We start from the raw sequence: 26,395 nt of genomic DNA, 5'->3' as shown, positions 1-26,395 counted from the left end.
CGCTGCGCGTCCTGCAGGTCGGCGCCGGCGGGATGGGCCGGGCCTGGCTCACCACCGTCGCAGCCGACCCCGAGGTCGAGCTGGTCGGCATCGTCGACCTCGACCTCGACGCCGCCCGCGCCGGGGCCGAGCACGCCGGGGACCCGTCGATCCCGGTCGGCACGGACCTGACCGTGCTGGCCGCCGAGACCGGTGCCGAGGCCGTCCTCGACATCACCGTGCCGGTCGCGCACCACCCGGTCACGCTGCAGGCGCTCCGTGCAGGGCTCCCCGTGCTCGGCGAGAAGCCGGCCGCGCAGACCGTCGCCGAGGCGCTGTCGCTCGCCGCCGCCGCCGAGGCCACCGGCACGCTGTTCATGGTGTCGCAGTCGCGCCGCTACAACGACCAGCTCGTGGCGTTCCGGCAGCACGTCCGCGACCTCGGCACGGTCGGCGGCCTGAGCACGCGGTTCGCGAAGGCCCCGCACTTCGGCGGCTTCCGCGAGGAGATGGACGACGTCCTGCTGCTCGACATGGCGATCCACGCGTTCGACTCCGCCCGGTACGTGCTCGAACGGGACCCGGTGTCGGTGTACTGCGAGTCGTGGAACCCGGCGTGGTCCTGGTACCGGGGGGACGCAGCCGCCACAGCGGTGTTCACGTTCGAGGACGACGTCCGCTACGTCTACGACGGCTCGTGGTGCGCGCCGGGCGCCGAGACCTCGTGGAACGGCGACTGGCGTGCCTCCGGCGCGGCGGGCACCGCGCTGTGGAACGGCGACCACGACCCGTCGAGCGACCTCGACGGCACCCCGGGCGCACCGGCAGCGGCACCGTCGGTCGGGCACGAGATCGCGGGCGCACTGGCGTCGTTCGTCCGCGCGGTCCGCTCCGGCGGGGTGCCCGACGGTGAGGTCCACGGCAACGTCATGAGCCTGACGATGGTCGACGCGGCCATCGCGTCCGCCCGCAGCGGTCGCCGGGTCGTCATCGACGAGGTGCTCGAGCAGGCGCACCGGGACGCAGTCGCCGCCGAGCGGGACGAGGCGGTGCGCGACCGCCTGACCGGGTGGGGTCCGGTGCGCGACGTGCTCGCCGCGCACGCGACGGCGGCGACGCCGGCGAGCTGATCGCCGGCGCGTGCGACGCACGCACCTGACGGACGGGAGGCCCGTGGTGACACCGCCACGGGCCTCCCGTCTGCGTTCTCCGGCGATCCGCGCCTGCGCGGACGCCCGACGGGGACGCCGACGGTTACGGTGTCCGGGTGCACGGACAACGGTCGTCGGACAGCGGCACGACGGCGGAGCCCGTCGTGCTCGTCGCCGCCGACCCGCGTCGGCGGACGGGCCGGACGCCGTGGCGGCTGGTCCTGGTCGGCGTGGTGGTCGCCGCGCTCGTCGGCGGAGCCGCCGTCGCCACGGCCGGCACCCTCGTCGCCCAGCGCATCGCCGAGTCGTTCGCCGTGCGCGACGCGACGAGCGACACGGCGGCCCTGGCGCGGGTCGTGGTCGAGCCGGCACTCGGTGACGCGATCGCCGACCGCGCCGTGCCCGAGGCCGACCGCACGGCGGCACGTGCCCGGCTGGACGCCGCGGTGGCCGGTGAGCTCCGCGCGGGGTCGGCCGTCCGCATGAAGCTCTGGGCCGCCGACGGCACCGTGCTCTGGTCGGACGAGCCCCGGCTGGTCGGCGAGCGCTTCCCGCTGTCGGACGAGGACCTCGAGGCACTGGAGTCCGACCGGTCCGACGCCGAGGTGTCCGACCTGCAGGAGCCCGAGAACCGGTACGAGCGGGGGCACGGACCGTTGCTCGAGGCGTACCAGGCGGTGCACACCCCCTCGGGCGAGGCGCTGCTGTTCGAGGCGTACCAGCCCTACGACGACGTCCTGGCGCGCGCCACGGACCTGCGCCGGTCGTTCGCCACCCTGGCGTTCGGCACCGTCGCCGTGGTCCTCGCCCTGCTCGTGCCGTTGCTGCTCTGGCTGCTCCTGCGGATCCGGTCGGGGCAGCGGCTCCGGGAACGGCTGCTCGGCCGGGCGCTCGACGCCGAGTCCGCCGAGCGCCGCCGGATGGCCGCCGAGCTGCACGACGGCCCGGTGCAGGACGTCGCCGGGCTCGCACTGTCCCTCGGCGCCGCACCCGCGACCCGCGACGCCGCCGCCGTGCTCCGGGGCGCGGTGTCGTCGCTCCGCACCTCGATGTCGGCCATCCGACCGGCGGCCCCGACACGTGACGGCCTGGGGCCGGCGCTCGACGACGCCTGCGCACGCGCTCGCGCCGTCGGCCTGACGACCGACGTCGACGTGCCGCCCGTGGTCGATGCGTCGTCGGCGGCGCTGCTCGCGGTCGTGCGCTTCGTCCGCGAGGCCGTGTGGAACACCGTCAAGCACGCGGCCGCCACCCGGGTCGAGGTCACGGTGACGCGGGTGGGCGCCGTGGTCCGGGTGGTCGTGCGCGACGACGGCACCGGGTTCGACCCGACCGTCGTCACGCGGGCACGGCGCACCGGACACCTCGGCACGACCCTGCTGCGCGAGGTCGCCGAGGACACCGGCGGTTCCCTGCGGCTCCGCACGGCGCCGGGTGCGGGCACCACCTGGGAGCTCGAGGTACCCGCCGACGTCGAGGCCCTGCGGTGAGGGTGCTCCTGGTCGACGACCACGCGCTGGTGCGGAGCGGCCTGCGTGCCGTGCTCGCGACGACCGACGACTGCGAGGTCGTCGGCGAGGCGGCGACCGGCGAGGAGGCCGTGGCCCTCACGCCCGTGCTCCGCCCCGACGTCGTCGTGATGGACCTGTCGATGCCCGGCGCCGGCGGCGTCGAGGCCACCCGCGGCGTGCGGGCAGCGTCGCCGACCACGCGGGTCCTCGTGCTCACGACGTTCTCGGACGACGACCGGGTGCGCGCCGCACTGGCCGCCGGCGCGACCGGCTACCTGCTCAAGGACGCCACCCCCGACGACGTCGTCGCGGCGGTCCGGGCCGCCGCACGCGACGAGGCCCCCATCGACCCCCGGGTCGCGCGGGCGCTGCTCCCCGGGGCCCGCGTCGCCGGCCCCGGTCCGGACCTGCCGCCGCGCGAGCGGGACGTGCTCGTCCGGATCGCCCGGGGGATGTCGAACCGGCAGATCGCGACAGAGCTCGGCATCGCGGAACGCACGGTCAAGGTGCACGTCGGCTCGCTCTTCCGGCGCATCGGGGTCGCGGACCGGACGAGTGCGGCGCTCTGGGCACGCGACCACGGCTGGTGACCGGGAGCTGCTGCGCGGGAGCGGCTGCGCGGGGTACTAGTACCAAGGTCCGATGGTGTCGGCGCCCGGCTGCGACGACGATCGACGCAGCGGCCACCCCGGCCCACCAGGAGGCACTCATGCACACCCAGCGCTCACGCCGACGCAGCACCGCCATCGCCGCGGTGGTCGCCCTCGGCGCCGTCGCGGCAGCCGCCCTCGTCGGCGTCTCCCCCGCGAACGCATCCGGCAAGACCTCGACCGGCGGCGACTACGCCGTCACGATCAACGGCAGGACGACGAACCCGGCGGTCGGCAAGGACTACAAGGTGAAGGACGTCGCCGCTTCGGGCACCATCGCCGTCCGTGGCAAACACAACCGCTTCGACATCCGCGTCGCCGACCTCGGGGTCTACGACTACACGCTCACCGGCGCACCGGACACGCAGCGGATGGTCACGGAGCCGACCGTCGTGTTCGCCTCGAAGGTGCCGTCGCTCACCCCGGCGCAGCTCGCCGGGGCCAGGCTGTCGCAGCTCGAGATCAAGGACGACACCCTCGTCGCGATCTTCGGCACCTCCCTCGGCAAGCTGAAGATCCAGGCGAAGGACGGTGCGCAGGGCGGCATCTTCCAGATGGAGACCGAGTTCTCCGGCCCGGTCACCTTCACGCACACGCTCGGTGCGGGGCTGTTCTACTTCGAGAACCCGTACACCGGGAAGATCAACTTCGGTGACGGCACCGCCGCGGTGACGTCCGGGAGCGGCGCGCACCAGATGCTCCTCGGCAAGGACAGCCCGCAGGTGGCGACGAAGACCTCGCAGACCACCACGACGACCACCTGGACGGTCCAGCCCGGCGGTCGGATGGGTGGGGTCCTCGGCGAGGACGCCGTCGAGCTCTCGCAGGGTGCCACGAACTGCACCAGCGACTGCCAGGCGCAGAACCGGATCCGCGGCTCGCTCCCGGTGCCGCCGGACCCGGTGGACCCGACGCCCCTGGCGGTCGCGCGCACGCGCTGACCCGCACGTCCCGCCGGGCGCGGCCCGGGCGGTGGACGCGACAGGAGACGGACGGGAGGCCCGTGGCGACACCGCCACGGGCCTCCCGTCCGTCACGCCGTCTCGACGCGCACCTGCGCGTCAGCGCGGGATGACCGAGAACAGGAACTTCTTGCGGACCATGTACCAGGCCAGCAGGATCAGCACCGAGTGGACCACGAAGCCGATCCAGAAGTCACCCCACGGGACCCCGGGGATCGAGGCGATGGCCAGCGCGAAGAACACCTGCCAGACGAAGACGTACAGGCTGGCCTGTCCGAGCGGGATCCAGAGCCACCCGATGGCGGCGGCGATGGGCTTCCAGAACACCGTGAGGATCGCGTACGACACGATCGCGAAGAACGCGATGTCGACCAGGCGCCCCCACTGCAGGTCCACCCGCTGGTAGGCCGTGTTGTACAGGGACTGGTACATCGTCTCCGGGAACGGCGCCGGGGTGAACCCGTAGTGGTCGCCGGCCCACACGTACACCAGGAACGCCGCGTAGCCGCCGACGGCGACACCCACCAGGATCTTGCCCAGGCGCCCGGTGAGCGCGCCGACGATCTGTCGCCGGTAGTACCCGAGCACGAGCCCGTGGGTGAACACGACCTGCCAGGTGAGCAGGGGGAACACCGCCTCGAACTGGGAGTTCAGCGGGCGGAAGTCGGGGTTGAGCGCCTGGAACACGTAGAGCGCCCAGCTCACGGCGAGCAGCGCCCACCAGAAGCCGCGGCGGATCACCCAGATGAGCAACGGGATGAACAGGCTCAGCACCACGAACAGCCCCATGATGTTGAACGGCCACGGCCCCATCTCGAGCAGCAGGAACTGCCGGATCGCGTACCAGGGCGGCGGGTAGGCCAGCAGCTGCATCGCGTTCGGGTACAGGTCGTAGACCCGGCCCTCGGCGTCGACCCCGCCGGTCCCGGTGCCGCGGTCGGTGAACGTCGTGATCGCGTCGGTGTTGAGGAACGGGACGAAGCTCAGCGCGAAGACCACCGCGATCACCACGAGCGTGACGACGTACTGCTTGCGCGCACGCTTCCACGCCCCGATCGCCGCCGCCCACTCGCCGAACTTCTTGACGGCGAACGGGTAGGTCATGCCGAGCACCATGCCGGACAGGAACACGAACATCTCGGCGCCGGTGATCGCGCCGACGGCGTGCAGCGTCAGGTACGAGTACGGGCCGCCGATCTCGATGTGGGTGATCACCACGGCCAGGATGATGAACCCGCGGAACAGGTCGAGCCGCAGGTCTCGGCCGGGTTTCCCGTCGTCCGGGTACCGCCAGCTCGGCAGGATCCTGCCGATCACCCCGCTGAGCAGGAACACGACGGCCAGGCCCGCGGCGAGCCAGACGATCCACGCCATCTGGTCGCCGCCGGTCTCGTACTCCTGCGAGATCGCGGCGTTGCCCTCCTGCACGGTCACACGGTCGGTGACGGGTCCGAAGACGAAGTCGCCGGACCGCTCGAGGTCGGTCCGGAACGACCCGGCGATGGCCGGCACGGCGGTCAACCGCCAGTCGGCGATGCGGTTGCCTGCCTCGGGCTCGCGTCGTTCCGTCTCGAGGACCGTCATGCCGCGGATGAGCGGGCGCTCCTGCACGGCGGCGAGGACCTGCCGCCACCAGCTCCGCTTCACCTCGAGCTGGGAGTCGCCCTGCAGTTCACGGTTGTACAGGGCACCGGTGTCCAGCAGCATCGGACGGTCACCGGCCTCGGCGAACCGGTCGTAGAAGCTCTCCGGCTGCGGTTGGTCGTACCCCCAGTCCTCGTCGAACCGGGCCTCGACCTCGCCGCTGCGGGTGAGCGGGACGGCTCGACCCGCGGCCTCGGTCGGGTCGCCCTTGCCGTACGAGAACATCGAGAGCCCGACCCAGTCGGCGGCCTCGGCGCCCGGCCAGTACGGGCCGTACGGGTCGTCGGCGCCGGTGAGCTGCCCGTCGCCGTTGGTGTCCGCCTTGGCGACGTCGACCGGTGACAGGTTGCGGAGGCGCCCGGCAGACTCACCGAAGGGGTAGCCGGCGCCGTACGACGGGGACCACACCATGAGCGCGTCCGAGGAACCGGCGTGCACCGTGTCGCTGAGCGAGCGGAACGTCCGGACGAACTCGGTGGGTTGCTGCCCCCAGCGCACCCACGAGCCGTTCATCTGCGGCGCGTACCGGACGAGCACCTGGGTGTCGTACTGGTCGTGGAGCTCTTCGAACACGGAGTTGACCGCACGGGCATCAGCGGTGTCCAGCGATCGCAGTTCGCGGTCGGGTTCCAGGCTCACGACGAGGACCGCGCCCTGGGTCGCGGCTGCGCGCGCGGAGCGCAGGAGCTCCTGTCGCGCCGTGCGGTCGAGCGGGTAGTCGACGGACACCCCGTACATCGACGGTGTCGCGCCGAGCCGCCCCTCGTACCCTTCGGGCGAGTCGCTGGCCCAGTCGAGGTCCGGTCCGAACCAGGCGGTCCCGTCGGCCGGCTGCACGGCGGCAGTCTGCACGGACGCGGCGGACGCTGCGGACGCTGCGGACGCCGGCAGCGCGCCACCGAGCAGGAGCGTGGCGAACGTGACGAGGAGGGCGGCCGCGCGGGCCACGGACTTCTTCACCGCGCGCACGCAAGGGTCCAGACGTTGTGGCCGGGCTCGTGCCGGTGCTCGAGCCGGTCGAGCGCGGCGATGGCGAGCGCGAGGCCCCGACCGCTCTCCTGCTCGACGTCGGCCATCGTCACCGCGCTCAGGTCGATGTCGACGGGCATCCCGTTGTCGGTGAGCACCGCCGTCAGCTCGCGGTCGGTGGCCGCGAGGCGCACGGTGTACCGCCGGCCGGTCTCGCGGTCGGTGCGCACCGTGTGCTCGACGATGTTCGCGGCCACCTCGGCCAGTGCCGTCTCGAGGGCGAAGCGCAGACGGAGGTCGTCGATGTCCAGGCCGTCCCACCACGCGGCGAAGCGGTCCTGGACCACGTCGAGGGACTCGGGTGTCGCGGCGACCTCGAAGGTGGTCTCGGTGGTCACAGGGGTCCTCCGGCGGTGCTCGACTCGTGTTCGGACTGGGTGGCCGTGCTCGGGCCGCGGTACAGGACGGCGCGGATCACGATGCTGAAGATGAACAGGTCGAAGACGACCCACGCGGTGTTCACCAGGGGTGCGATCCCGGAGGCCTGCCCGGTCAGGTAGCGGATGCCGATCATGACCAGCGCGGCGACCAGGGCGCCCATCGCGTAGAGCTGCGGCTTGACCAGGTCCCACCGCGGCTTCTGCTCGGTCTCGTCGCGCACCTTCGGCGTGACGCGGAACCCGAGTGGCTTGCCCCGGTAGACGTTCTCGAACGCACTCGTCACCGACTCGATCCAGACCGGGAACAACGCGAGCGAGTACTGCTGCCCGCGCCACGTCGGTCTGCCGGCGGCCACCACCCAGAACAGCAGCTGGTTGAGCACCAGGAACGGGATGAGCCGGGCGAAGAAGTCGACGCTGTACGCCTGGACCGGCACGACGCCGAACGACAGGCAGAGCACCGGCGCCGCGATGTAGACGATCGCCGCGAACCCGGACAGGTAGCTCCACATCGTCGAGAAGTACATGAGCCGCTGGCCCCACGACAGGCCCTTCTGCACCAGGGGGTTCTCGCGGAAGAACACCTGCATGGTGCCCTGCGCCCACCGGAGCCGCTGCACGAGCATGGTCGGCAGGTCCTCGGGCGCGAGCCCCTTCGCCAGGATCTCGTCGTGGTACGCGGACTTCCAGCCGAGGCCGTGCAGGCGCATCGCGGTCGCCATGTCCTCGGTCACCGAGATCGTCGCCAGCGGCATGATCGGCTGGGCCTCGTCGTCGCGGTTGACGTCGAGGGCACGGGCGAGCACGGCGATCGACTCGATGGCGGCGACCGGTGAGGCCTCGCGGCGGCCGAGCACGTCGAGGGCGGCGTCGTCGAGCCCCGCGAAGGTGTTCGCGTCGGTGGACATCGCCGCGAGCTCCTGCAGGTCGTTCCGCACCGACTCGAGGTCGGCGGCGGCGAACCGGAACGCGATGGCGTCGATCCCGCGCTGGAACGCGTACGTCACGTCGCCGAGGGGTTCGCCGGCGCGCACCTGCTCGCGGGCCTGGTCGACCACCTGTTCGGCGTCGTCGAGGGCGGCGAGCACGCGCGGGTCGGTCTCGGTCTCACGGGAGCGCGCGAGCAGCGTGCGCGAGGTGGCGAGGGTGCGCTGCACGGACGCCTCGACCTCGGCCACGTACCGCGAGATGCCGAGCTGCATGAGCGCCTCGCGCCGCAGGATGGCGTTCGACCCGCAGAAGAACGCGGCGTTCCAGCCGTCCTTCGACTGCTGGATGGGGCCGTAGAACAGCGGTGCCTGACTGCCGAGGGGGTCGTCGTCGGGCACGTTCTCGAACCACTGCGGCGTCTGCACGAGCGCCATCTTCGGGTCTTTGAAGTAGCCGAGCGTGCGGTCGAGGATCGCCGGGTCGGGCACCTGGTCGGCGTCGAGGATGAGCAGGAACTCGCCCTGGGTCGCGAGCAGGGCGTTGTTGAGGTTGCCCGCCTTGGCGTGCCGGGGTCGGTCGACCCAGTCCGCGCCGCGCGTGATGACCCCGATGCCGAGCGCCTCGGCCGCCGCACGCATCTCGGGGCGGTCGCCGTCGTCGAGGATCCACGTCGTGTGCGGGTGCGTGATCGCCTTCGCCGCGCGCGCCGTGCGTTCGACGAGGTCGATCGGTTCGTTGTAGGTCGTGATGAAGACGTCGACCGTGACGTCGGACGACGGCTTGGTCGGCGGCTCCCCCCGCTCGCGCAGGCGCCACGCACCGAGGGCGAACAGGAGCGAGTCGATCACGCTGTAGGTCTCGGCCAGGATGAGCGGCACGGCGATCCACCACGACTGCCAGTTCACCGAGGCGGCCCACCGCCAGATGATGTAGTTCAGGCCGGCCAGGGACGCCAGCAGTGCGACGGTGCGCACCGTGACGAGTCTGCGGTTCGCGGTCCCGGTGGCGAGGCGTCGCCGGTCCTGCCGGCTGACGTCCAGCGCGGTCACCGGGCCGCCCCGTCCACGGCGTCGCCCACCCTGCTCCGTCGCAAGCGTTCCTCCTGATCCACGGTGCCCTGGTCCGCGCAGCCCCTGTCCGACCGCAGCGTCACACCTGTCTACCCCAGCGTCCGGCGCCCTGCCACTCCGTGGCCCCGATCTGGGGACGAGACCGTGGCGTTCCCGGCCAGGAGACGGCAAGCTGCTGGCAGGACCCTGCCGCCGGCAGTGCGTCATGCGGATCAACGGAGGGACCGAACGTGTCGCAGCACCACCTGGTCATCGGAGCCGGCCCGGTCGGCCGACACGTCGCCGCCCTGCTCGTCGAGCGCGGCGACCGCGTCACCGTGGGCACCCGATCGGGCCGCGACACCGGACTGCGCGGGGTTGAGCACGTCGCCCTGGACGCCGCGGACCCCGAGGCGCTCAGCCGGGCGGCCGAGCACGTGGCGGTCCTGTACAACTGCGCGAACCCCGGCGACTACACGCAGTGGGAGCGGACGTGGCCGCCGCTGGCGGCGTCGATGCTCACCGCAGCGGAGCGGGCCGGCGCCGTGTACGCCGTCACCGGCAACCTGTACCCGTACGGACCCGTGACCGGACCGATGCACGCGGGACTCCCCGACGCCGCGACCGACCACAAGGGCGTGCTCCGTGCGCGGCTCTGGGCGGACGCCCTGGCGGCGCACCGCGCCGGACGGGTGCGCGCCGTCGAGGTACGCGGGTCGGACTACCTCGGCCCGGGCATCGGTCCGAACGGACACGTCACGCGGGTGCTGCCGGCCGCGCTCCGCGGGGAGCCCGTGACGATGATCGGTCGCACGGACCTGCCGCACACCTTCACCGACGTGCTCGACGTCGCCCGCGCCCTGGTCGCCGCCGCCGACGACGACACCGCGCTCGGCCGGACGTGGATCGTGCCGAGCAACCCGCCGCGGTCACAGCGTCAGGCCCTGACCGACGTCCTCGCCGCCGCCGGGCACGCTCCGGTGCGGGTCCGCAGCCTTCCGGGCGGCGCGCTGCGGGCGCTCGGACTCGTGTCGCCGATGCTGCGCGAGCTCGCCGACCTGCGGTACCAGTGGACGGCGCCCTACGTGGTCGACGACACCGAGACCCGCGCCCGGTTCGACCTCGAGCCCACGCCGTGGGACGAGGTCTGCCGCCGCACGGTCGACGGCGTCACCGCGTGAGGACGGGGTGGGACGCGCCGTTGCGTCCCACCCCGCCCTGCTCGTACCGCGACACGGGTGCCGCGGGTCCTGCGGCTCAGACCACCACGAGCCGCGAGTACTGCGCCGCCGAGAGCTGCTCGGCGGGACCACCACCGGCGGGCACGCGCCACAGGCCCGGCGTCGGACCACCGTCGATGTCGAGGAACACGTCGCCGGCCTCGTCCGCCGCACCGACGAACGAGCCGCGGCCGTTCGCGGTCGCGCCGCTCGTCGTCAGCTCCGTCGTGGTGCCTGCCGCGTCACGGGTGACCAGGTGCGTCAGCGTCTTGTCGACGTGGCACCCGCCGGGGCTGCCCTCGGAGACGGCGGGGCACCACTCCTGCGACTGCACGAGCGAGAAGTGGGTGGAGTTGACCGCCGCGTACTGGTGGGCGTAGCGCGTCGAGAACTGGGTGAACGTCGTGGCGTGCGCCGGGAGCGCGTACCATCCGGTGTACGCCGAGCCACCGAAGGCCTGGAAGCTCGGGTAGAGCGTGCCGTGTCCGTCCGCGACCAGTCCGTTCAGGTACCCGAACGCCGAGCCGCCCGGGAACGTCACCGTGCGCTTCGTCACGGCGCCCGAGGGGCTCGCGGTGTTCACCAGCGCGTCGTGGGTCGTGCTCACCAGCGTCGAGACGGTGCCGTCCCGGCCGACCGCCCACTGCGTGCGGGTCGATCCGCTCGCCGTGCCGGCGAAGGTGACCACCGTGCGCGCCGGCTGGCCGTCGTCGGCGAGCTTCTGCACCGAACCGGACACCGAGTCGAGCCAGTACAGGTCGCCGTCGGCGTCGGAGCGCAGGTCGGCGGTCAGGTGCAGGCCGGACGCGATGGTCTCGGTCGGACCGCCGTCGGCCGGGTGCAGCAGGATGCGGGTGCGGTCCGCCGAGGGGGTGAAGACGTCACCGGCGGCGTTCGCGGTGAACCCGGTGCCGTCCGTCGCCACCGTCGTCGGCTCGTCGGACCCGGACGTGGGGAACCGCACGACGTCGCCGTCGCCGTCCAGCGCGAACAGCGACGCCGTCGTCTGCTGCTCCGGCTCGGTGGGCGCGGCGGGCGTCGTCCAGCGCCCGACGATGGTCCGGCCGTTCGCCCGGTGCCCGAGCGCCCGCACCGAGTACCGGTAGGTGGTGGCCGGCGTCAGCTCGTCGAAGCCGGCCGACCTCGCACGCGAGTGCAGCCGTTCGGCCTGCCGGTCGTGGTCGTCGTGGACGGCGGCGATGGCGACCTTCCACCCGGCGACCCGCGCACCGTGCCGCGGGGCGTGCCAGGTGATCGTGGCGGAGTCGGCATCGCCGGTGATGCGGACCACGGTCGGGCTGCCCGGCGCCGACCCGCCGGAGCCGTGCGCCGTCGCCGGCGCCGCTCCCCCGATGACGAGCGCCGCGGCGACCACCGCGGTGACGAGTGCTCGGTACACGATGGATCCCCTGCCTCCTCCGCGGCTCCCTGCGCCGCGGCTCCCGACATCACAGCACCGCGTGGGCCCGCGGGGAACGGGACCGGGAGCGATCTGCGGTTCCCCGCAACGCATCGGCGGGGCGCGCCCCGCCGGAAGCACCCCGCCGGCACTGCGTGACGAGCGTCAGGGGCGCGCACAGACGGACGGGAGGCCCGGTGCCAACCGGCACCGGGCCTCCCGTCTCGTGGGTGGTCGCGTCAGTAGCGCGGCTTGCGCGCCGGGCGGTCGTCGCGGTCACCGCGCGGGGCGCGGTCGCGGTCCCGGTCTCGGTCGTCCGAGCGACGTGCACCGCCGCGGCGGTCCGGACGGATCTCGATGAGCTTGCCGCTGATCCGGGTGTCCGTCAGGCGGTCGAGCACGCCGCGGTCCATGTCGGCCGGCAGCTCGACGATCGAGAAGTCCGGGCGGATCTGGATCGCGCCGAAGTCGTCGCGGCGCAGGCCGCCCTCGTTCGCCAGGGCGCCGACGATCTGGCGCGGCTCGACGCGGTGACGGCGGCCGACCTCGATGCGGTACGGGGTCATCGGCTGGGAGCGTCGCGGTGCACGGTCGCCGCGGTCACGGTCGCCACGGGCACCACGGTCGTCGTCGCGCTCACGGCGGTCGCCGCTCCGGCTGTCGCGCTCGACGCGGTTCCGCAGCTCGTCGGCCTTGGGATCGAGCAGCAGCGGGTCCTCGCCCTGCGCGACGACGGCCAGCGCGGCGGCGACGTCGTCGGCGGGGACGTCGTGGTTCCGGACGTAGTGCGCGATGACGTCGCGGAAGGCGGTGATGCGGTCCTGCTGCTCGAGCGCCGCGGTGATCGCGTCGTCGAAGCGGGTCAGGCGCGTCTCGTTGACGTCGTCGATCGTGGGCAGCTGCATCTGGGTGAGCGGCTGCTTGGTGTGGCGCTCGATCGCCGACAGCAGACGACGCTCGCGCGGCGTGACGAAGCTGATCGAGTCGCCCTTGCGGCCGGCGCGCCCGGTGCGGCCGATGCGGTGCACGTAGGACTCGATGTCGACGGGGATGTCGTAGTTGACGACGTGGGTGATGCGGTCGACGTCGAGCCCACGGGCGGCGACGTCGGTGGCGACCAGGATGTCGAGCTTGCCGGACTTCAGCTGGTTCACGGTGCGCTCGCGCTGCGCCTGGGCGACGTCACCGCTGATCGCGGCGGCGGCGTACCCGCGGGCACGGAGCTTCTCGGCCAGGGTCTCGGTCTCGCTCTTGGTGCGGACGAAGATGATCATGCCCTCGAAGTCCTCGACCTCGAGGATGCGGGTGAGCGCGTCGACCTTCTGCGGGTACGACACCATCAGGTAGCGCTGGGTGATGTTCGCCGCGGTCTTCGTCTTGGTCTTGACGGTGATCTCGGCCGGGTCGGTCAGGTACTGCTGCGAGATGCGGCGGATCTGCGCGGGCATCGTCGCGGAGAACAGGGCGACCTGCTTGTCGTCCGGCGTCTCGGCGAGGATCGTCTCGACGTCCTCGGCGAAGCCCATCTTGAGCATCTCGTCGGCCTCGTCGAGCACCAGGTACTTCAGCTCGGACAGGTCGAGGGTGCCCTTGGCGATGTGGTCCATGATGCGACCGGGGGTCCCGACGACGACGTCGACGCCGCGGCGGAGTGCGGACAGCTGGACGCCGTAGGCCTGGCCGCCGTAGACGGGCAGCACGTGCACGTGCTTCATGTGCGACGCGAACTGCTCGAACGCCTCGCACACCTGCAGCGCGAGCTCACGGGTCGGGGACAGCACGAGCGCCTGCGGCACCTTCGCGCCCGACTCCATGCGGGACAGGATCGGCAGCGCGAACGCCGCGGTCTTGCCGGTGCCGGTCTGCGCGAGACCGACGACGTCGCGCCCCTCGAGCAGCGTCGGGATGGTGGCCTCCTGGATGGCGGAGGGGGTCTCGTAGCCGATGTCCTTGACGGCCTTGAGCACCGCGTCGCTCAGGCCGAGGTCGGCGAAGGTCACCACGGGCCCCTCGTCGGCGGCCTCGGTGGTGCTGGTGTTCTCGGTGCTCATGGGGAGAACGGTATCTCGGATGGGACGCCAGCAGTGAATGCGGAGCCGTGCGGTGCAGGGCCGGACGCCCCGTGTAGACCGCGGCCGACCGGTGCATTTGGTTGCACAACCGAAGTAACGGATGTATCGTTGCGCGGTCTGCAAAGTTTCACAGTCCGAAAAAGGAGTTCGATGACCGCCACCGCACCCGTCCCGGTGCAGCCCGGCCGCCACGCAGCCGAGGCCACCGCGGCCCCCGGCGACGCCGGCCAGCAGCCGCTCATGACCCACCGTCAGATCCTCCTGGTGATCTACGGGCTGATGGCCGGGATGTTCCTGTCCTCGCTCGGCCAGACGGTCTTCGGCACGGCGATCCGCACGATCGGTGACGACCTGAAGGGTCTCGACCAGCAGGCCTGGGTGACCACGGCGTACCTCATCACCTCGACGATCGCGACGCCGATCTACGGCAAGCTCTCCGACATCTTCGGCCGCCGTCCGCTCTACATCTTCGGCATCGTGGTGTTCATCCTCGGCGCCGTGCTGTCGTCGATGTCCTCGTCGATGCTCATGCTCGCCGCCTTCCGCGCGGTCCAGGGCATCGGTGCCGGCGCGCTGATGTCGCTGCCGCTCGCGATCATGGGCGACATCCTCGCCCCGCGCGAGCGCGCCAAGTACCAGGGGTACTTCCTGGCCGTGTTCGGCATCTCGTCCGTGATCGGCCCGCTCATCGGCGGCGTGCTCGCCGGGTCGTCCGAGATCCTCTGGATCACCGGCTGGCGCTGGGTCCTGCTCATCAACGTGCCGATCGGCATCGCCGCGCTCCTCATGGTGATCGTCTTCCTGCACCTGCCGAAGGTGCACGGCGTCGACGACGCGAAGCCGCGGATCGACTGGTGGGGCGCGACCGCCGTCATCGTCGCCCTCGTCCCGCTCCTGCTCGTGGCCGAACAGGGCCGCATCTGGGGCTGGGGCTCCCCCGCCGCGATCGCCTGCTACGTGATCGGCGCCGTCGGCCTGGTCGCCCTGCTGCTCATCGAGTCGAAGATGGGCGACGCGGCGATCATCCCCCTCAAGCTCTTCCGCTCCGGCACGTTCTCGATGGCGACCGTGATCGGGTTCCTGGTCGGCTTCGCGATGTTCGGCGCGATGCTCACCATCCCGCTCTACCTGCAGATCGTCGTCGGCCTGACCCCGACGGAGTCCGGCTTCGCGACCCTGCCGCTGGTCGGCGGGCTCATGATCGCGTCGATCGCGAGCGGCCAGATCGTCGCCCGCGTCGGCCGCTACCGGATCTTCCCGGTCATCGGCACCGCCCTGGTGTCCGCCGGCTACGTCGTCCTGACCTTCATGTCGATCGACAAGCCGCTGTGGTTCCTGATGATCGGCATGTTCCTGATCGGCCTCGGCCTCGGCTCGGTCATGCAGTCGCTGACCCTGGCGTCGCAGGGCTCCGTCGAGGCCCGTGACATGGGCGTCGCCACGTCGTCCGCCACGTTCTTCCGCCAGATCGGCGGCACGCTCGGCACCGCCGTGCTGCTGTCCATCCTGTTCTCGGTGATGCCGGCGAACATCCTGCACGCGACCGCGAACGAGAAGGACCTCAACGCCGCGCTGCAGGCCGCGACGAACCCGTCCGTCGCCACCGCGCCGCGCAACGCCGGCGCGATGGACAAGATCTGGACGCCGGTGGTCACCCCGATCGAGCAGGGCATCCAGCAGCAGCTCGACCAGGCCACCGAGCAGGCGGTGCAGGCCGCGGGGCCGTCGGCTCCCCGGGCCGCCGTGCTGGCAGCGGTCGCCGAGCAGGCACACGCCTCGGTGCAGGACGGCCGTGTCGTCGTGGACTGGTCCGACACCGCGCAGCGCACCTACTGGGTCGACCAGGTCACGCCCGACCTGGCCGAGCGGATCGAGGACGGCGACGGCACCAGCTCGAGCGCCACGTCGACCAACGACACCTCGTTCCTGACCGGTGCCGACAGCGCCCTGACCCGCCCGTTCATGGCCGGCTTCAACGCCTCGTCCGTGACGATCTACTGGGTCGGACTCGGCGTGATCCTGCTCGCGTTCGTGCTCACCTGGTTCTTCCGGGTGCCGCCGCTGCGCCAGCGGTCCGCCCTGCAGGAGCGCGCCGACATGTCGGCCGAGGCGAAGCTCGAAGCCGAGGCCGGACTGGCAGCTGCCGAGGCCGGGTCCTTCACCGGGCCGATGACCGGCTCGACGCCGACCCAGCGCCGATGACCGACCGGGCCGCCCGCACCACGGACCCGTCCGACGCGGGCGGCCCACCCGGTCCCCACCCCACCGCCACCGCCACCGCCACCGACCCCCAGGAGCACACCGTGCCCACCCCCGCAGCGCCGCCGGTCCTCGAGACGCCGGACACCGCAGCCCCGTGCACGCTGCGGGAGCGGAAGAAGCAGCAGACCCGGCAGGCGCTGCACGGTGCCGCGCTGACCCTGGTGACCGCGAACGGCCTGGACGGCGTCACCGTCGAGCAGATCTGCGCCGACGCCGACGTCTCGCCGCGGACCTTCTTCAACTACTTCTCGTCGAAGGCGCACGCGGCCCTCGGACTCGACTCGGTCGAGGTCCCCGAGGCGGCGGCCACCTGGTTCTCGGACGCACAGGGCGGGCTCGTCGACGACGTCTGCTCGCTCGTGGCGGCGACCGTCCCACTGTCGCAGGACCGTCGGCGGACGAAGGAGCTGCTCGTCCTGCGGCCCGAGATGTCCGCGATGGTCATGCGGTGGATGGCCGAGTCGCGACAGTCACTGCTCAGCGTCGTCGGGACGCGCGCCGACGAGCAGACAGCCCGCACCGCCGTGACCCTGGTGATGTCGGCGCTCAGCGAGGTCGCGCACCGCGACACCGTGACGTCGAACGCGGAGCTCGCGGAGCGGCTCCGCGCCGTCGTGCGCGAGATGGTGGCGCTCGTCTCCTGAGCCGCCGGCCGCTCGCTCGCCGTGGCGTGGCAGAAGGCGGACGGGAGGCCCGTGACGGCGACGCCACGGGCCTCCTGTCCGTCAGGTGGCCGGGTTGCGAACACGCCGTCGTGTCCGCCCGACGCCGTGAAGTCGTCGAGACGCCCCGGTTTCCGGAGGCGTCTCGACGTGACGACGGCGTCCCGCGCCGCAGCAACGGTCAGACCACGGACCAGCCCCCGTCGCTCGGCAGCACCGCACCGTTCACGTTCGCGGAGTCGTCGCTGAGCAGCCAGGTGATGGCGGCCGCGAGCTGCTCGGGCTGCGCGACCGGCGGGATGGTCGTCTGCATGATCGGGCCGACCCGACCGGCGGCGTACTCGCTGCGCATCGGGGCCTCGATGTTCGTGGCCACCGCACCCGGAGCGACCGCGTTCGCGCGGATGCCCTGCGGCCCGTGGAAGAACGCGACGCTCTTCGTGTAGCCGGCGATCGCGTGCTTCGACGACGTGTAGGCGGCGCCGGCGGCGGAGGCCTTCAACGCGGCCTCCGACGCGACGTTCACGACGGAGCCCGTGCCGGCGGCGATCATCAGCGGCAGCACGGCACGCGTCAGGCGCATCGGTCCGGTGACGTTGACGCTGAAGACGCGCTCCCACGTGGCGTCGTCGACCTCGTCCGGCGGCAGGAACGCGTCCATGATGCCGGCCACGTTGGCCAGCCCGTCCACCCGGTCACCGGCCGCGGCCAGGAGCGCGTCGATCGTCCCGCTCGCGGCGACGTCGCCGACGACCGTCTCCAGGGCGAGCCCGTCGATGCTCGCGAGCTCGGCGCGCAGGGCGTCGAGTCGCTCCGCGACGACGTCGGTCGCGATGACGCGCCCGCCCTCGTGCGCGATGCGCGTCGCCGTGGCGCGCCCGATGCCGGAACCCGCCCCGGTGACGATGATGGTCCTGCCGGTGAACCGTCCGGCGGTGGTGTCGGTCATGTCGTCTCCTCACTGAGAGGCGCTCGCTGCGCCACGACAGTTGTAGCACTCAGTGCCGAAAGGACTCCATGAGCACGACGAGCGACCGCCCGACCGGGCGCCCGCGGACGATCGATCCCGACGCCGTGTCCCTCGTCGCACTGCGCCTGTTCGACGAGCAGGGCTTCGACGCGGTCTCGATGGACGACGTCGCCGCAGCGGCGGGGGTGAGCCGTCGATCGCTGTTCCGGCTGTTCCCGAACAAGGCGGCGCTCGTCTGGGGCGGCCTCGACGAGTTCGCCGAGCGGTTCCGTGGCGCCCTGCGTGACCGCCCCGCCGACGAGCCCTCGTCCGAGGCGCTCCGTGCGGCGTACCGGATCGGGGCGACCTTCCCGGACGACGCCGTCGAGGTCACCCGGCACCGACTCCGGGTGATCCGGGCGAACCCGTCGCTCGAGCACGTCGGAGCCGCGACCGTGTCCGGCCTGACCGACGAGATCGTCCGGTTCGTGGCCGACCGGGACGGCGTGACGACCGACGACCTCACCGTGACGGTCCGCGCCCACGCGCTGGCGGCCGGCGCGAGCGCCGCGCTCACCTGGTGGGCGCTGCACGGCGAAGACCGCCCCGACGTGGTCGTCGACCGGGCACTCGCCCTGCTCGCCTGACGGCGGTGGTCGCGACCACCGCCGGACGGGAGGCGCGGCGCGGTGCTGCCACGGGCCTCCCGTCCGGCGCGGCGCGTCCTCACCCCATCGCGCGCTTCCCACGGACGTCGCGCGACAGCGCATCGATGCGTGCCACCTCGTCCGTCGACAGCACCACGTCGGCTGCCGCCGCGTTCTCCGCGACGCGGGCGGTGTTCCGGGACCCCGGGATCGGCACGACGTCATCGCGCTTCGCCAGGATCCAGGCCAGAGCGAGCTGCGACAGGCGGATGCCCCTGCCCTCGGCGATCGCGGTGAGCTCGGCGACGACGGCGACGTTCGCCTCGAAGTGCTCGGGTGCCCACCACTCGAGCTGGTGGCGGAGGTCGTCGGGAGCGTAGGCGTCGCGCGGCTGCACGGCGCCGCTCAGGAACCCGCGTGCGAGCGGCGAGTACGCGACGAGACCGATGCCGAGCTCGTCCACGGTCGGGAAGAGCTCCTCGGACTCACGCGAGAACACCGAGTACTCGGTCTGCAGCACGGAGATCGGGTGCACGGCGTGCGCGCGTCGGATCTGCGTGGCATCGGTGTTCGACAGCCCGAGGTACCGGACCTTGCCCGCGTGCACGAACTCCTGCATCACACCGACGACGTCCTCGATCGGGACCGCCGGGTCGTGGATGTGCTGGTAGAGCACGTCGATGGAGTCCGTGCCGAGGTTCCGGAGGCTCGCGTCGACGACCTGCCGCACGTGCTCGGGCCGCGAGTCCGGCGCGTAGGCCGGCGGAGTGAACCCGAACTTGGTGGCGATGGTCACCTGGTCGCGGATCGGGGCGAGCGCCGCACCGAGCAGACGCTCGCCGGTCCCCCATCCGTAGAGCTCCGCGGTGTCGAAGTGGGTGACACCGAGCTCGTGTGCCGCCCGGATGGCGGCGATGGACTCGGTGTCGTCGCCGGGGCCGTAGGCGAACGTGGTCCCCATCGCGCCGTAGCCGATGGCGCTGACGGTGAGGCCCTGTCGGCCGAGGGTGCGCTGCTGCATGGTCATCGTCCTTTCGTGACGTCGTACTGGTAGTGCGTACGTTGGCACTGTACGCCCCAACTGTCAGTCTCTGCCACATCAGGCTGAACGTGCCAACGGAGTACGATCATCTGCGTGAGCGAGACACGAACGGGCCTGCGGGACATCACGCGTGAAGCGGTCCGCGCGCGCATCGCCGCGGTCGCCGTCGAGCGGTTCGACCGCGACGGCTTCGAGAACGTCACCGTCGAACAGGTCGCCGCCGAGGTGGGCATCTCGGCACGGAGCTTCCACCGCTACTTCCCCGCGAAGGAGGACGCGGTCATCGGCGATCCCGCCCGGCACCGCGACGCCCTGGTCGGCGCCTTCCGCCGGCACGTCGACGGCGCACCGGTCTGGCACGCCCTCCGCGAGGCGTTCGCGGAGATGCTGGGCAGCGGGAGCGAGGACGATGCCGAGACCGGACGCCGCTCCGTCCGCGTCATGACGAGCACCCCGTCGCTGCGCGCCCGGAACCTCGAGAAGCACCAGGCCTGGGCCGACGCCCTGACGCCGATCGCCGTCGAGCACCTGAGCGGTCGGGACGCGGGCCTCCGCGCGCAGGTCCTGGTGCAGGCGGCACTCGGCTGCTTCGACGTGGCCGTCACCACCTGGGCGACCGGCGACGACACCGACGTCGTGGGGATCCTCCGGCGCGCGTTCGACGTCGTCGAACCCGCGGGGTGACGCGTCGGCGTCGCGGCGGTATCGTCCGGGCATGAACGCGACGGGACCCGCTCCGTACTTCCAGCTCCCCGGCACCGCGCGCCAGGCCCTCGAGCACTGGCAGCGCGTGTTCGGCGGCGAGGTGCAGATCGCCACCTACGCCGACTTCTCGCGCACGGACGGACCGGCCGACGCGGTCGCCCACGGGCAGCTGACCGGCGAGCTCGCGCTGTTCGCGGCCGACGCCAGCGGGACGGACAGCCCGTTCGCGGCGACCGGCCTGCTGTTCTCGCTGTTGGGCGCGGCGGCGCCGGACGTGCTGCGCCGGTGGTTCGACCAGCTCGCCGAGGGCGGCGTCGTCGTCGACCCCCTGCAGGAGCGACCGTGGGGCGACTGGGACGGCACCGTGCGTGACGCGCACGGCGTCACGTGGTTGATCGGGTTCGAGGCGTCGGCGCGCTGACGCCCCGCGCCGCTACTGCTGGTCGGACGGCAGCAGCGGTGCCCAGAAGGCGTCCGGCCCGTCCGCCTGCACGGCGTCGCGCTCGAAGCGGAAGCCGTAGTCGCGCACGAAGTCCAGTGCCGCCGCCTGCTCGTCCTGCGCGTCGTCGTGTGCGGCGTCGAACAGGTACACGCCGTGCCCCATCTTCACGCCGGAGTCGCTGATGATCGTCAGGTCCCAGCGTCCTTCCTCGGCGCGTTCGATCCGGACGACGGCGGCCTGGGCGGCGGTGAAGTCAGACATGACGCGAGCCTACGGGCGGCGCCGAGGCTGCGTTCAGGGTGCCCGGCGACCACTACGCTGAGCACGGTCACAGGTCAGGACGAGCGGAGAACACAGCACATGTCAGTCGGATTGCTCGCCGTGGTGGACGACATCCTCTCCGCAGCCCTCAAGGCCAGCGCGAAGACCGCCGGGGTCGTCATCGACGACGCCGCCGTCACGCCCCAGTACGTGCAGGGCCTCGAGCCCGCCCGCGAACTGCCGGTCGTCGGGCGCATCGCCCTCGGCAGCCTGTTCAACAAGTTCGTCATCATCATCCCCCTCGCGCTCCTGCTGTCGGCGTTCGCGCCGTGGGTGCTGCCGTGGCTGCTGCTGATCGGTGGCACGTACCTGTGCTTCGAGGGCGCCGAGAAGGTCACCGAGTGGTTCGGCGTCCACCACGAGGGCGCCTCGGCCGGGCCGGTCACCGAGCCGAAGCTCGTGTTCGGGGCGGTCCGCACCGACCTCATCCTCAGCACCGAGATCATGCTCATCGCCCTCGACGGCCTCGACCCCGACCTCGGCTTCTGGCCGCGGCTCGGCGCCCTCGCGGTGATCGGGCTGCTCATGACCGCGGTCGTGTACGGCGCCGTCGCCCTGCTCGTCAAGGTGGACGACATCGGGCTGCAGATGATGAAGAACCCGTCGCGCAGTACCCGTCGCACCGGGGCCCGCATCGTCCGCGCCATGCCGATGGTGTTCCGGGTGATCAGCGTGATCGGCACGGTCGCGATGCTGTGGGTCGGTGGACACCTGGTCGTCGCGAACCTGGCGGAGACGCTCTGGCACGGGCCGCTCGACCTGCTGCACGCGATCGAGCACGGCCTCGAGGCCGCCGGACCCGTGGTCGTCTGGATCGCCGACACCGCGGTCTCCGCCGTCGTCGGGCTCGTCCTGGGCATGGTCGTCGTGGGCATCGTGCTCGGGATCGGGCGCCTGCGCGGCAAGCAGCACTGACTGACACTTCTGTTCCGCCGTCGGTACACTTGTGTACATGGCCGAGGAGAGCGTCGCTGATTTCGCCGTCCGCGCAGGGCTGTCGCCCCGACGCGTCCGAGCGCTGATCGCCAGCGGAGCCCTGCGCGCGCGACGAGTCGGCGGCCACTGGCTCATCGATCAGTCCTCTGATCACCGCCCCGCACCGAGTCGGGCCCTCGGCACCCGGATGCAGGCAGGTCTGCTCGCAGCACTGTCCGGCCAGCCCTCCGAACAGCTCTCTGCATCGGAGCGGGTCCGACTGCGCCGGTACCGTGACGAGCTCCTGCGCAGTGACGAGCCCGATCGCCTGCTCAAGGCCTGGACCCGGCCGACTCCTCCGGTGCGGCTCCGGGCAGCGGACGCCGATCTGGACGACCTCGCCCGGGACGATCGGGTCGTGACGACCGGCTTCAGCGATCCTCGCGCGGAGATGGCTGCTGCCGGGCAGCTCGAGGCTCGGGTCGCAGCCGTCGATGCCGAGGCGCTCTGCCGCGAGTTCCTGCTCCGCCCGTCCGACCAGCCCAACGTCCTGTTGCACTACTCAGCGGAGAAGCCCTCGTCGCCGCTGCCGCTCGGGCTGCTCCTGGTCGATCTCGCCGGTCACGACGGAGCACGCGAGCGCGCGCGGGTGGCCGATCTGCTGCGGGCAAGCTCGTGAGGATCGTCGCCCCTGCGATGACGCGTCCGCAGTCGGAGGCCTGGCACGCACTGTTCCGCGTCCACGAGCGACAACCGGACGGCTGGGCCCTCGTCGGCGGGCAGATGGTCCACTCGCTCTGCTGGGAGCGAGGCGTCACCCCGATCCGACCGACGCAGGACGCCGACGCGGTGCTCGACGTCCGGGCGCAGCCGCGCGTGCTCTTCGACTTCACGGCGACGCTGCGCGCACTGGGCTTCGAGTCGGCGGGCGAAGCCCCTCCGGTGGTCGAGGGGACGCGTGGCGTCCAGCACCGCTGGGTGAAGGGCGACGCGCAGATCGACGTGCTCATCCCGCGCTTCCTCGGTGAGCGAGCAGACAACCGGGTCGGGGTCACCGGAGGACGCACGATCGCCGCTCCGGGAGGCCAAGGGGCCCTCGACCGCTCGGAGACGATCGACGTCGAGGTCGCCGGGCGGGTCGGACGCGTGAACCGACCGACCCTGCAGGGCGCGATCGTCGCCAAGTCGTCGGCGATGCTCATCGGCGAGGGTGCACGCGCGGATCGACACCTCAACGACCTCGCGGTCCTCACGGCACTCGTCACCCGCCGAGACAGAGTGGGAGAACACCTGACCCGCACCGAGACCGCACGCGTGCGACATGCACTCGGCCTGGTGCTGGCCCGGCCTCCCCTCCACCTGAGCGTCGGCGTGGACGCTGCGACGGTGACCGTCGTGCGCGAGCAGTTCACCCTGCCGTGACCCCGGACGAGCGGACGCCTCCGACCGGCAGTCGTATCCTCTCCGCATGGCGACGGTGCGACAGGTCCAGGTGACGTTCGACTGCGCGGAGCCGGAGCGGGTCGCCCGGTTCTGGTGCGAGGTCCTGGGGTACGTGGTGCCGCCTCCCCCACCGGGCTTCGCCGACTGGGGCGCGTTCGACCGGTCGCTGCCGCCGGAGCACCGGGGCTCGGCCTTCGCGTGCGTCGATCCGGAGGGCGTCGGACCCCGGCTGTTCTTCCAGCGTGTGCCGGAGGGCAAGACGGTGAAGAACCGCGTGCACCTGGACGTCCGGGTCGGCACGGGCATGGTCGGGGCCGAACGACTCGCGGCGCTCGACGCCGAGAGCGCGCGTCTGGTCGCACTCGGCGCCACCCAGGTCCGCCGCATGCTCGCGGACCAGACGGACGAGTCGTGCATCGTCATGCAGGACGTCGAGGGCAACGAGTTCTGCCTGGACTGAGCGGCGTACCGTTGACGGACCCGACCCGTGCACCGCAGCACCGCGCCCCGGAAGGACCCCGCACCGCATGACCGTCACCACCCCGTCCCGCCCGGACGCCGTCGACACCGCCGCCCTCGAACTCCTGCTCGGGTCCGACCAGGTCCTGCGCGACCCGGCGTCGCTCGAGCGGTACCGGCACGACGACGCCGAGTGGGCCGACTCGACGACACCGCTCGCCGTGGTCCTCGCCCGGAGCACCGATGACGTGGTCACCGCCGTCCGGTGGGCGGCTGCGTCGGACGTGCGCGTGGTGCCGCGCGGCGCCGGCACGGGCCTGTCCGGCGGTGCGAACGCGATGGACCGGTCGATCGTGCTGTCCCTCGAACGGATGGACGCCGTGCTCGAGGTGAACACGGACGAGCGGTACGCCGTCGCGCAGCCCGGGGTCATCAACGACGCCCTGCGCGCCGCGGTCGCCGAGCACGGCCTCTGGTACCCGCCGGACCCGGCGAGTTCGGCGATCTCCACGATCGGCGGCAACGTCGCGACGAACGCCGGTGGCATCTGCTGCGTCAAGTACGGGGTCACGCGGGACTACGTGCTCGGCCTGACGGTCGTGCTGGCGGACGGCTCCGTCGTCGAACTCGGGCGGCGCACCGCGAAGGGCGTCGCCGGGTACGACCTGACCGGGCTGATGGTCGGATCCGAGGGCACGCTGGGCATCGTCGTCTCGGTCACCGTGAAGCTGCTCCCCCTCGCCGGCCGGGACGAACGGGCCGTGATCGGTTACTTCCCGTCGCTGAGTGCCGCGGGGGACGCCGTCGCGGCGGTCTCCCGCGCCGGCATCGTGCCGGCCGCGCTCGAGATCGTCGACCGCACCTGCCTGCGTGCGGTCGACGACTGGATGCACCTCGGCCTGCCGTCGGACGTCGACACGCTGCTGCTGGCCCGCGTCGACGAGCGCGGTGCGGCGGGTGACGAGCTCGCCGACCGCGTCGCAGCGATCTTCGCGCAGGCGGGCGGAACGGACGTCGAGCGGGCCACCGACCCCGACGACATCGCCCGGCTGTTCCAGGCCCGGCGGCTCGCCTACCCGGCGCTCGAACGGCTCGGCCCGGTCCTGACCGAGGACATCTGCGTGCCGCGGAGCGCCGTGCCCGAGATGCTCCGGCGGATCCAGGCGACGGCCGACGCGCAGGAGGTCACGATCGCGAACATCGCGCACGCCGGCGACGGCAACCTGCACCCGCTCATCATCGCGCCGGAGGGCGACGACGCCGCGAAGGCCCGGGCGAAGGTCGCGTTCGACGCGATCGTGGCGGACTGCCTGGCCCTCGGCGGCACGGTGACGGGCGAACACGGGGTCGGGCTGCTCAAGCTGCCGGGGCTGCGTGTCGAGCTGAGCGAGCGTGTGGTCGCCATGCACCGCTCGGTGAAGGCCGCACTGGACCCGGCCGGCACCCTGAACCCCGGCAAGGCGTTCTGACCGCGTCGGACGACCCGGAGATTACAGAACGGTAACGACGCAAGATCGGTCCAAACCCTCCACGGGAGGGTGCCGAATCACCTGCAACGACCGGGAAACACCCGGAGCGCTCACCAGCCGCACATCGCTGGTTCTCCACCCTGCACCAGGGTGTGTTCGGCGCGCACCCAGCAGCCGCGCCGAGCGCGACAACCGTAAAGGACTGATCACGATGCGTAAGAGCCTCAAGACCTCCATCACCCTCGCCACCACCGGCGCCCTCGTCCTCGGCGGCGCCGCGTTCGGGATCTCCTCCGCCCAGGCCTCGACCCCGAACGTGCAGACGGTGTCGTCGTCCGAGTCGAAGATCCCCGCCCCCGTCGCCTCCGTCCCCGAGGTCCTCGGCGGCTCCACCGCCGTCAAGCTCGACTCCGGCTTCACCGACGCCCTCACCGCCCTCAAGCTCACCCCGGGCGTCTCGGGAGATGCGACCCTCGAGGACGGCTCCGTGTCGTTCCCGATCACCTCCGGCTCGGTCACCTACTGGTCCCCGGACGGCGACTACCGCCCCTACGTGCAGGGCCTGCTCAACCACGACGACTCCGGCCTGACCCTCAAGGCCGGCGACACCACCGTCACCCTCGAGAACTTCGTCGTCAACCCCGGCTCCTCGAAGCTCTACGGCGACGTCCTCGTCAACGGCAAGGTCGCAGCCCCGAACGCGTTCCTGTTCGAGCTGCACGGCGGCACCCTCAAGCCCCTCCAGCTCGAGGGCGACAACGCCATCCTGACCGGCACCACCGTCCACATCTCCGAAGACGCCGCCGGCCTGCTGAACCAGACCTTCAAGACCGACGCCGTCAAGCGCGGCCTCCTCGTCGGCACCGCCACCATCACCGCGCAGATCAAGTAACACCCCCGCACCACCCGAGTCGGCCCGGACCACGCGAACACGTGGCCCGGGCCGACTCACGTCGTCCCGACACCGCGGCCGCGTCATCACGGGGTGGCCGACAGCGCACGGGCAAGAACGGGCGTGCACTGTCGCCCGGCGGAACGCGACGGACGGGAGGCGCGGTGCCAGCCCGCACCGCGCCTCCAGACCACAGCGCCTCCCGACCACC

Annotated in this window: 24 protein-coding genes; 16 read left to right on the top strand and 8 right to left on the bottom strand. The window is 72.1% G+C overall.

Features of this window, described 5'->3' with window-relative positions; translation table 11 throughout:
* The first annotated feature begins 2 nt into the window (after positions 1-2).
* The 4 genes from I8920_RS03365 to I8920_RS03350 all read left to right on the top strand — a co-directional run bounded on the left by I8920_RS03365 (position 3) and on the right by I8920_RS03350 (position 4,232).
* Entirely contained in the window at positions 3-1,109 is a 1,107-nt protein-coding gene (locus I8920_RS03365; RefSeq protein WP_198658599.1) for a Gfo/Idh/MocA family protein, read from the top strand.
* 137 nt (positions 1,110-1,246) lie between these two features.
* On the top strand, positions 1,247-2,620 hold the full coding sequence (locus I8920_RS03360) for a sensor histidine kinase (protein WP_198657775.1): 1,374 nt from the start codon (positions 1,247-1,249) through the stop codon (positions 2,618-2,620).
* Positions 2,617-3,231 (top strand): response regulator, encoded by a 615-nt coding sequence (locus I8920_RS03355; RefSeq protein WP_198657774.1) that lies wholly within the window; start codon positions 2,617-2,619, stop codon positions 3,229-3,231. The genes I8920_RS03360 and I8920_RS03355 overlap by 4 nt, the downstream gene beginning before the upstream one ends.
* Before the next feature lie 119 nt (positions 3,232-3,350).
* A complete protein-coding gene (locus tag I8920_RS03350) occupies positions 3,351-4,232 on the top strand; it encodes a hypothetical protein (RefSeq protein WP_198657773.1) in 882 nt (293 codons plus the stop codon).
* Positions 4,233-4,352: 120 nt separating this feature from the next.
* On the opposite strand, the gene opgC is transcribed toward I8920_RS03350, so the two are convergent.
* From opgC to I8920_RS03335, 3 genes are read right to left on the bottom strand one after another with little or no spacing between them, the layout of a single operon-like run.
* A complete protein-coding gene (gene opgC / locus I8920_RS03345) occupies positions 4,353-6,857 on the bottom strand; it encodes an OpgC domain-containing protein (RefSeq protein ID WP_198657772.1) in 2,505 nt (834 codons plus the stop codon).
* Positions 6,854-7,264: an ATP-binding protein gene (locus tag I8920_RS03340; RefSeq protein ID WP_198657771.1), complete on the bottom strand. Its 411-nt coding sequence runs from the start codon at positions 7,262-7,264 to the stop codon at positions 6,854-6,856. The genes opgC and I8920_RS03340 overlap by 4 nt, the downstream gene beginning before the upstream one ends.
* Positions 7,261-9,285 (bottom strand): glycosyltransferase, encoded by a 2,025-nt coding sequence (locus I8920_RS03335; protein WP_442873573.1) that lies wholly within the window; start codon positions 9,283-9,285, stop codon positions 7,261-7,263. Before I8920_RS03335 ends, I8920_RS03340 begins: the two co-directional genes overlap by 4 nt.
* 251 nt (positions 9,286-9,536) lie before the next feature.
* On the opposite strand from I8920_RS03335, the gene I8920_RS03330 reads away from it, so the two are divergent.
* Positions 9,537-10,466: an NAD-dependent epimerase/dehydratase family protein gene (locus tag I8920_RS03330; RefSeq protein ID WP_198657770.1), complete on the top strand. Its 930-nt coding sequence runs from the start codon at positions 9,537-9,539 to the stop codon at positions 10,464-10,466.
* Between the two features lie 76 nt (positions 10,467-10,542).
* Here I8920_RS03330 and I8920_RS03325 read toward each other — a convergent pair whose 3' ends face one another.
* Positions 10,543-11,904 (bottom strand): fibronectin type III domain-containing protein, encoded by a 1,362-nt coding sequence (locus I8920_RS03325; RefSeq protein ID WP_198657769.1) that lies wholly within the window; start codon positions 11,902-11,904, stop codon positions 10,543-10,545.
* A gap of 239 nt (positions 11,905-12,143) precedes the next feature.
* Positions 12,144-13,955: a DEAD/DEAH box helicase gene (locus I8920_RS03320; RefSeq protein ID WP_198657768.1), complete on the bottom strand. Its 1,812-nt coding sequence runs from the start codon at positions 13,953-13,955 to the stop codon at positions 12,144-12,146.
* A 171-nt stretch (positions 13,956-14,126) separates the two neighbouring features.
* On the opposite strand from I8920_RS03320, the gene I8920_RS03315 reads away from it, so the two are divergent.
* Together I8920_RS03315 and I8920_RS03310 are read left to right on the top strand one after the other, a co-directional pair.
* Complete coding sequence (locus I8920_RS03315) at positions 14,127-16,178, top strand: MDR family MFS transporter (RefSeq protein WP_198657767.1); 2,052 nt, start codon at positions 14,127-14,129, stop codon at positions 16,176-16,178.
* Positions 16,175-16,882 (top strand): TetR/AcrR family transcriptional regulator, encoded by a 708-nt coding sequence (locus I8920_RS03310; protein WP_198657766.1) that lies wholly within the window; start codon positions 16,175-16,177, stop codon positions 16,880-16,882. Before I8920_RS03315 ends, I8920_RS03310 begins: the two co-directional genes overlap by 4 nt.
* 199 nt (positions 16,883-17,081) lie before the next feature.
* On the opposite strand, the gene I8920_RS03305 is transcribed toward I8920_RS03310, so the two are convergent.
* Positions 17,082-17,849, bottom strand: a complete 768-nt coding sequence (locus I8920_RS03305) for an SDR family NAD(P)-dependent oxidoreductase (RefSeq protein WP_198657765.1) — start codon at positions 17,847-17,849, stop codon at positions 17,082-17,084.
* A 68-nt stretch (positions 17,850-17,917) separates the two neighbouring features.
* On the opposite strand from I8920_RS03305, the gene I8920_RS03300 reads away from it, so the two are divergent.
* On the top strand, positions 17,918-18,496 hold the full coding sequence (locus tag I8920_RS03300) for a TetR family transcriptional regulator (protein WP_198657764.1): 579 nt from the start codon (positions 17,918-17,920) through the stop codon (positions 18,494-18,496).
* Positions 18,497-18,575: 79 nt separating this feature from the next.
* Here the strand turns inward: I8920_RS03300 and I8920_RS03295 are convergent, their stop codons facing one another.
* Positions 18,576-19,523, bottom strand: a complete 948-nt coding sequence (locus I8920_RS03295) for an aldo/keto reductase (protein ID WP_232832808.1) — start codon at positions 19,521-19,523, stop codon at positions 18,576-18,578.
* Between the two features lie 108 nt (positions 19,524-19,631).
* On the opposite strand from I8920_RS03295, the gene I8920_RS03290 reads away from it, so the two are divergent.
* Together I8920_RS03290 and I8920_RS03285 are read left to right on the top strand one after the other, a co-directional pair.
* The gene (locus tag I8920_RS03290) at positions 19,632-20,222 is read left to right on the top strand and encodes a TetR/AcrR family transcriptional regulator (protein ID WP_232832807.1); all 591 of its coding nucleotides are present in this window, start codon (positions 19,632-19,634) and stop codon (positions 20,220-20,222) included.
* A gap of 31 nt (positions 20,223-20,253) precedes the next feature.
* Positions 20,254-20,664, top strand: a complete 411-nt coding sequence (locus I8920_RS03285; protein WP_198657763.1) for a VOC family protein — start codon at positions 20,254-20,256, stop codon at positions 20,662-20,664.
* A gap of 12 nt (positions 20,665-20,676) precedes the next feature.
* Here the strand turns inward: I8920_RS03285 and I8920_RS03280 are convergent, their stop codons facing one another.
* Positions 20,677-20,946 carry a hypothetical protein gene (locus I8920_RS03280; RefSeq protein WP_198657762.1) on the bottom strand — a complete coding sequence of 90 codons (270 nt, stop codon included), beginning with the start codon at positions 20,944-20,946 and terminating at the stop codon, positions 20,677-20,679.
* Between the two features lie 99 nt (positions 20,947-21,045).
* Between I8920_RS03280 and I8920_RS03275 the strand changes: the two genes are divergently transcribed.
* The 6 genes from I8920_RS03275 (at position 21,046) to I8920_RS03250 (ending at position 26,184) form a co-directional block, all read left to right on the top strand.
* Positions 21,046-21,921 (top strand): DUF808 domain-containing protein, encoded by an 876-nt coding sequence (locus tag I8920_RS03275; RefSeq protein WP_198657761.1) that lies wholly within the window; start codon positions 21,046-21,048, stop codon positions 21,919-21,921.
* A gap of 37 nt (positions 21,922-21,958) precedes the next feature.
* Entirely contained in the window at positions 21,959-22,600 is a 642-nt protein-coding gene (locus I8920_RS03270) for a helix-turn-helix domain-containing protein (RefSeq protein ID WP_198657760.1), read from the top strand.
* Positions 22,601-22,617: 17 nt separating this feature from the next.
* A complete protein-coding gene (locus tag I8920_RS03265; RefSeq protein WP_232832806.1) occupies positions 22,618-23,343 on the top strand; it encodes a hypothetical protein in 726 nt (241 codons plus the stop codon).
* A gap of 46 nt (positions 23,344-23,389) precedes the next feature.
* On the top strand, positions 23,390-23,824 hold the full coding sequence (locus I8920_RS03260; RefSeq protein WP_198657758.1) for a VOC family protein: 435 nt from the start codon (positions 23,390-23,392) through the stop codon (positions 23,822-23,824).
* A gap of 67 nt (positions 23,825-23,891) precedes the next feature.
* Positions 23,892-25,292: an FAD-binding oxidoreductase gene (locus I8920_RS03255; protein ID WP_198657757.1), complete on the top strand. Its 1,401-nt coding sequence runs from the start codon at positions 23,892-23,894 to the stop codon at positions 25,290-25,292.
* Between the two features lie 211 nt (positions 25,293-25,503).
* Positions 25,504-26,184, top strand: coding sequence for a hypothetical protein (locus I8920_RS03250; protein WP_198657756.1), 681 nt, complete (start codon positions 25,504-25,506; stop codon positions 26,182-26,184).
* Positions 26,185-26,395 lie beyond the last annotated feature (211 nt).

This window comes from Curtobacterium sp. YC1 (genome assembly GCF_016267665.1).
GTDB lineage: Bacteria > Actinomycetota > Actinomycetes > Actinomycetales > Microbacteriaceae > Curtobacterium.
The sequence above is the reverse complement of the archived record's forward strand: the minus strand, read 5'-3'. Positions and strand labels throughout refer to the sequence as shown.

Coding starts and splice junctions, on each gene's coding strand:
- I8920_RS03350 (WP_198657773.1), top strand. CDS start 3,351: ATGCACACCCAGCGCTCACGCCGACGCAGCACCGCCATCGCCGCGGTG.
- I8920_RS03320 (WP_198657768.1), bottom strand. CDS start 13,955: ATGAGCACCGAGAACACCAGCACCACCGAGGCCGCCGACGAGGGGCCC.
- I8920_RS03315 (WP_198657767.1), top strand. CDS start 14,127: ATGACCGCCACCGCACCCGTCCCGGTGCAGCCCGGCCGCCACGCAGCC.
- I8920_RS03310 (WP_198657766.1), top strand. CDS start 16,175: ATGACCGACCGGGCCGCCCGCACCACGGACCCGTCCGACGCGGGCGGC.
- I8920_RS03305 (WP_198657765.1), bottom strand. CDS start 17,849: ATGACCGACACCACCGCCGGACGGTTCACCGGCAGGACCATCATCGTC.
- I8920_RS03300 (WP_198657764.1), top strand. CDS start 17,918: ATGAGCACGACGAGCGACCGCCCGACCGGGCGCCCGCGGACGATCGAT.
- I8920_RS03295 (WP_232832808.1), bottom strand. CDS start 19,523: ATGACCATGCAGCAGCGCACCCTCGGCCGACAGGGCCTCACCGTCAGC.
- I8920_RS03285 (WP_198657763.1), top strand. CDS start 20,254: ATGAACGCGACGGGACCCGCTCCGTACTTCCAGCTCCCCGGCACCGCG.
- I8920_RS03280 (WP_198657762.1), bottom strand. CDS start 20,946: ATGTCTGACTTCACCGCCGCCCAGGCCGCCGTCGTCCGGATCGAACGC.
- I8920_RS03275 (WP_198657761.1), top strand. CDS start 21,046: ATGTCAGTCGGATTGCTCGCCGTGGTGGACGACATCCTCTCCGCAGCC.
- I8920_RS03270 (WP_198657760.1), top strand. CDS start 21,959: ATGGCCGAGGAGAGCGTCGCTGATTTCGCCGTCCGCGCAGGGCTGTCG.
- I8920_RS03265 (WP_232832806.1), top strand. CDS start 22,618: ATGACGCGTCCGCAGTCGGAGGCCTGGCACGCACTGTTCCGCGTCCAC.
- I8920_RS03260 (WP_198657758.1), top strand. CDS start 23,390: ATGGCGACGGTGCGACAGGTCCAGGTGACGTTCGACTGCGCGGAGCCG.
- I8920_RS03255 (WP_198657757.1), top strand. CDS start 23,892: ATGACCGTCACCACCCCGTCCCGCCCGGACGCCGTCGACACCGCCGCC.
- I8920_RS03250 (WP_198657756.1), top strand. CDS start 25,504: ATGCGTAAGAGCCTCAAGACCTCCATCACCCTCGCCACCACCGGCGCC.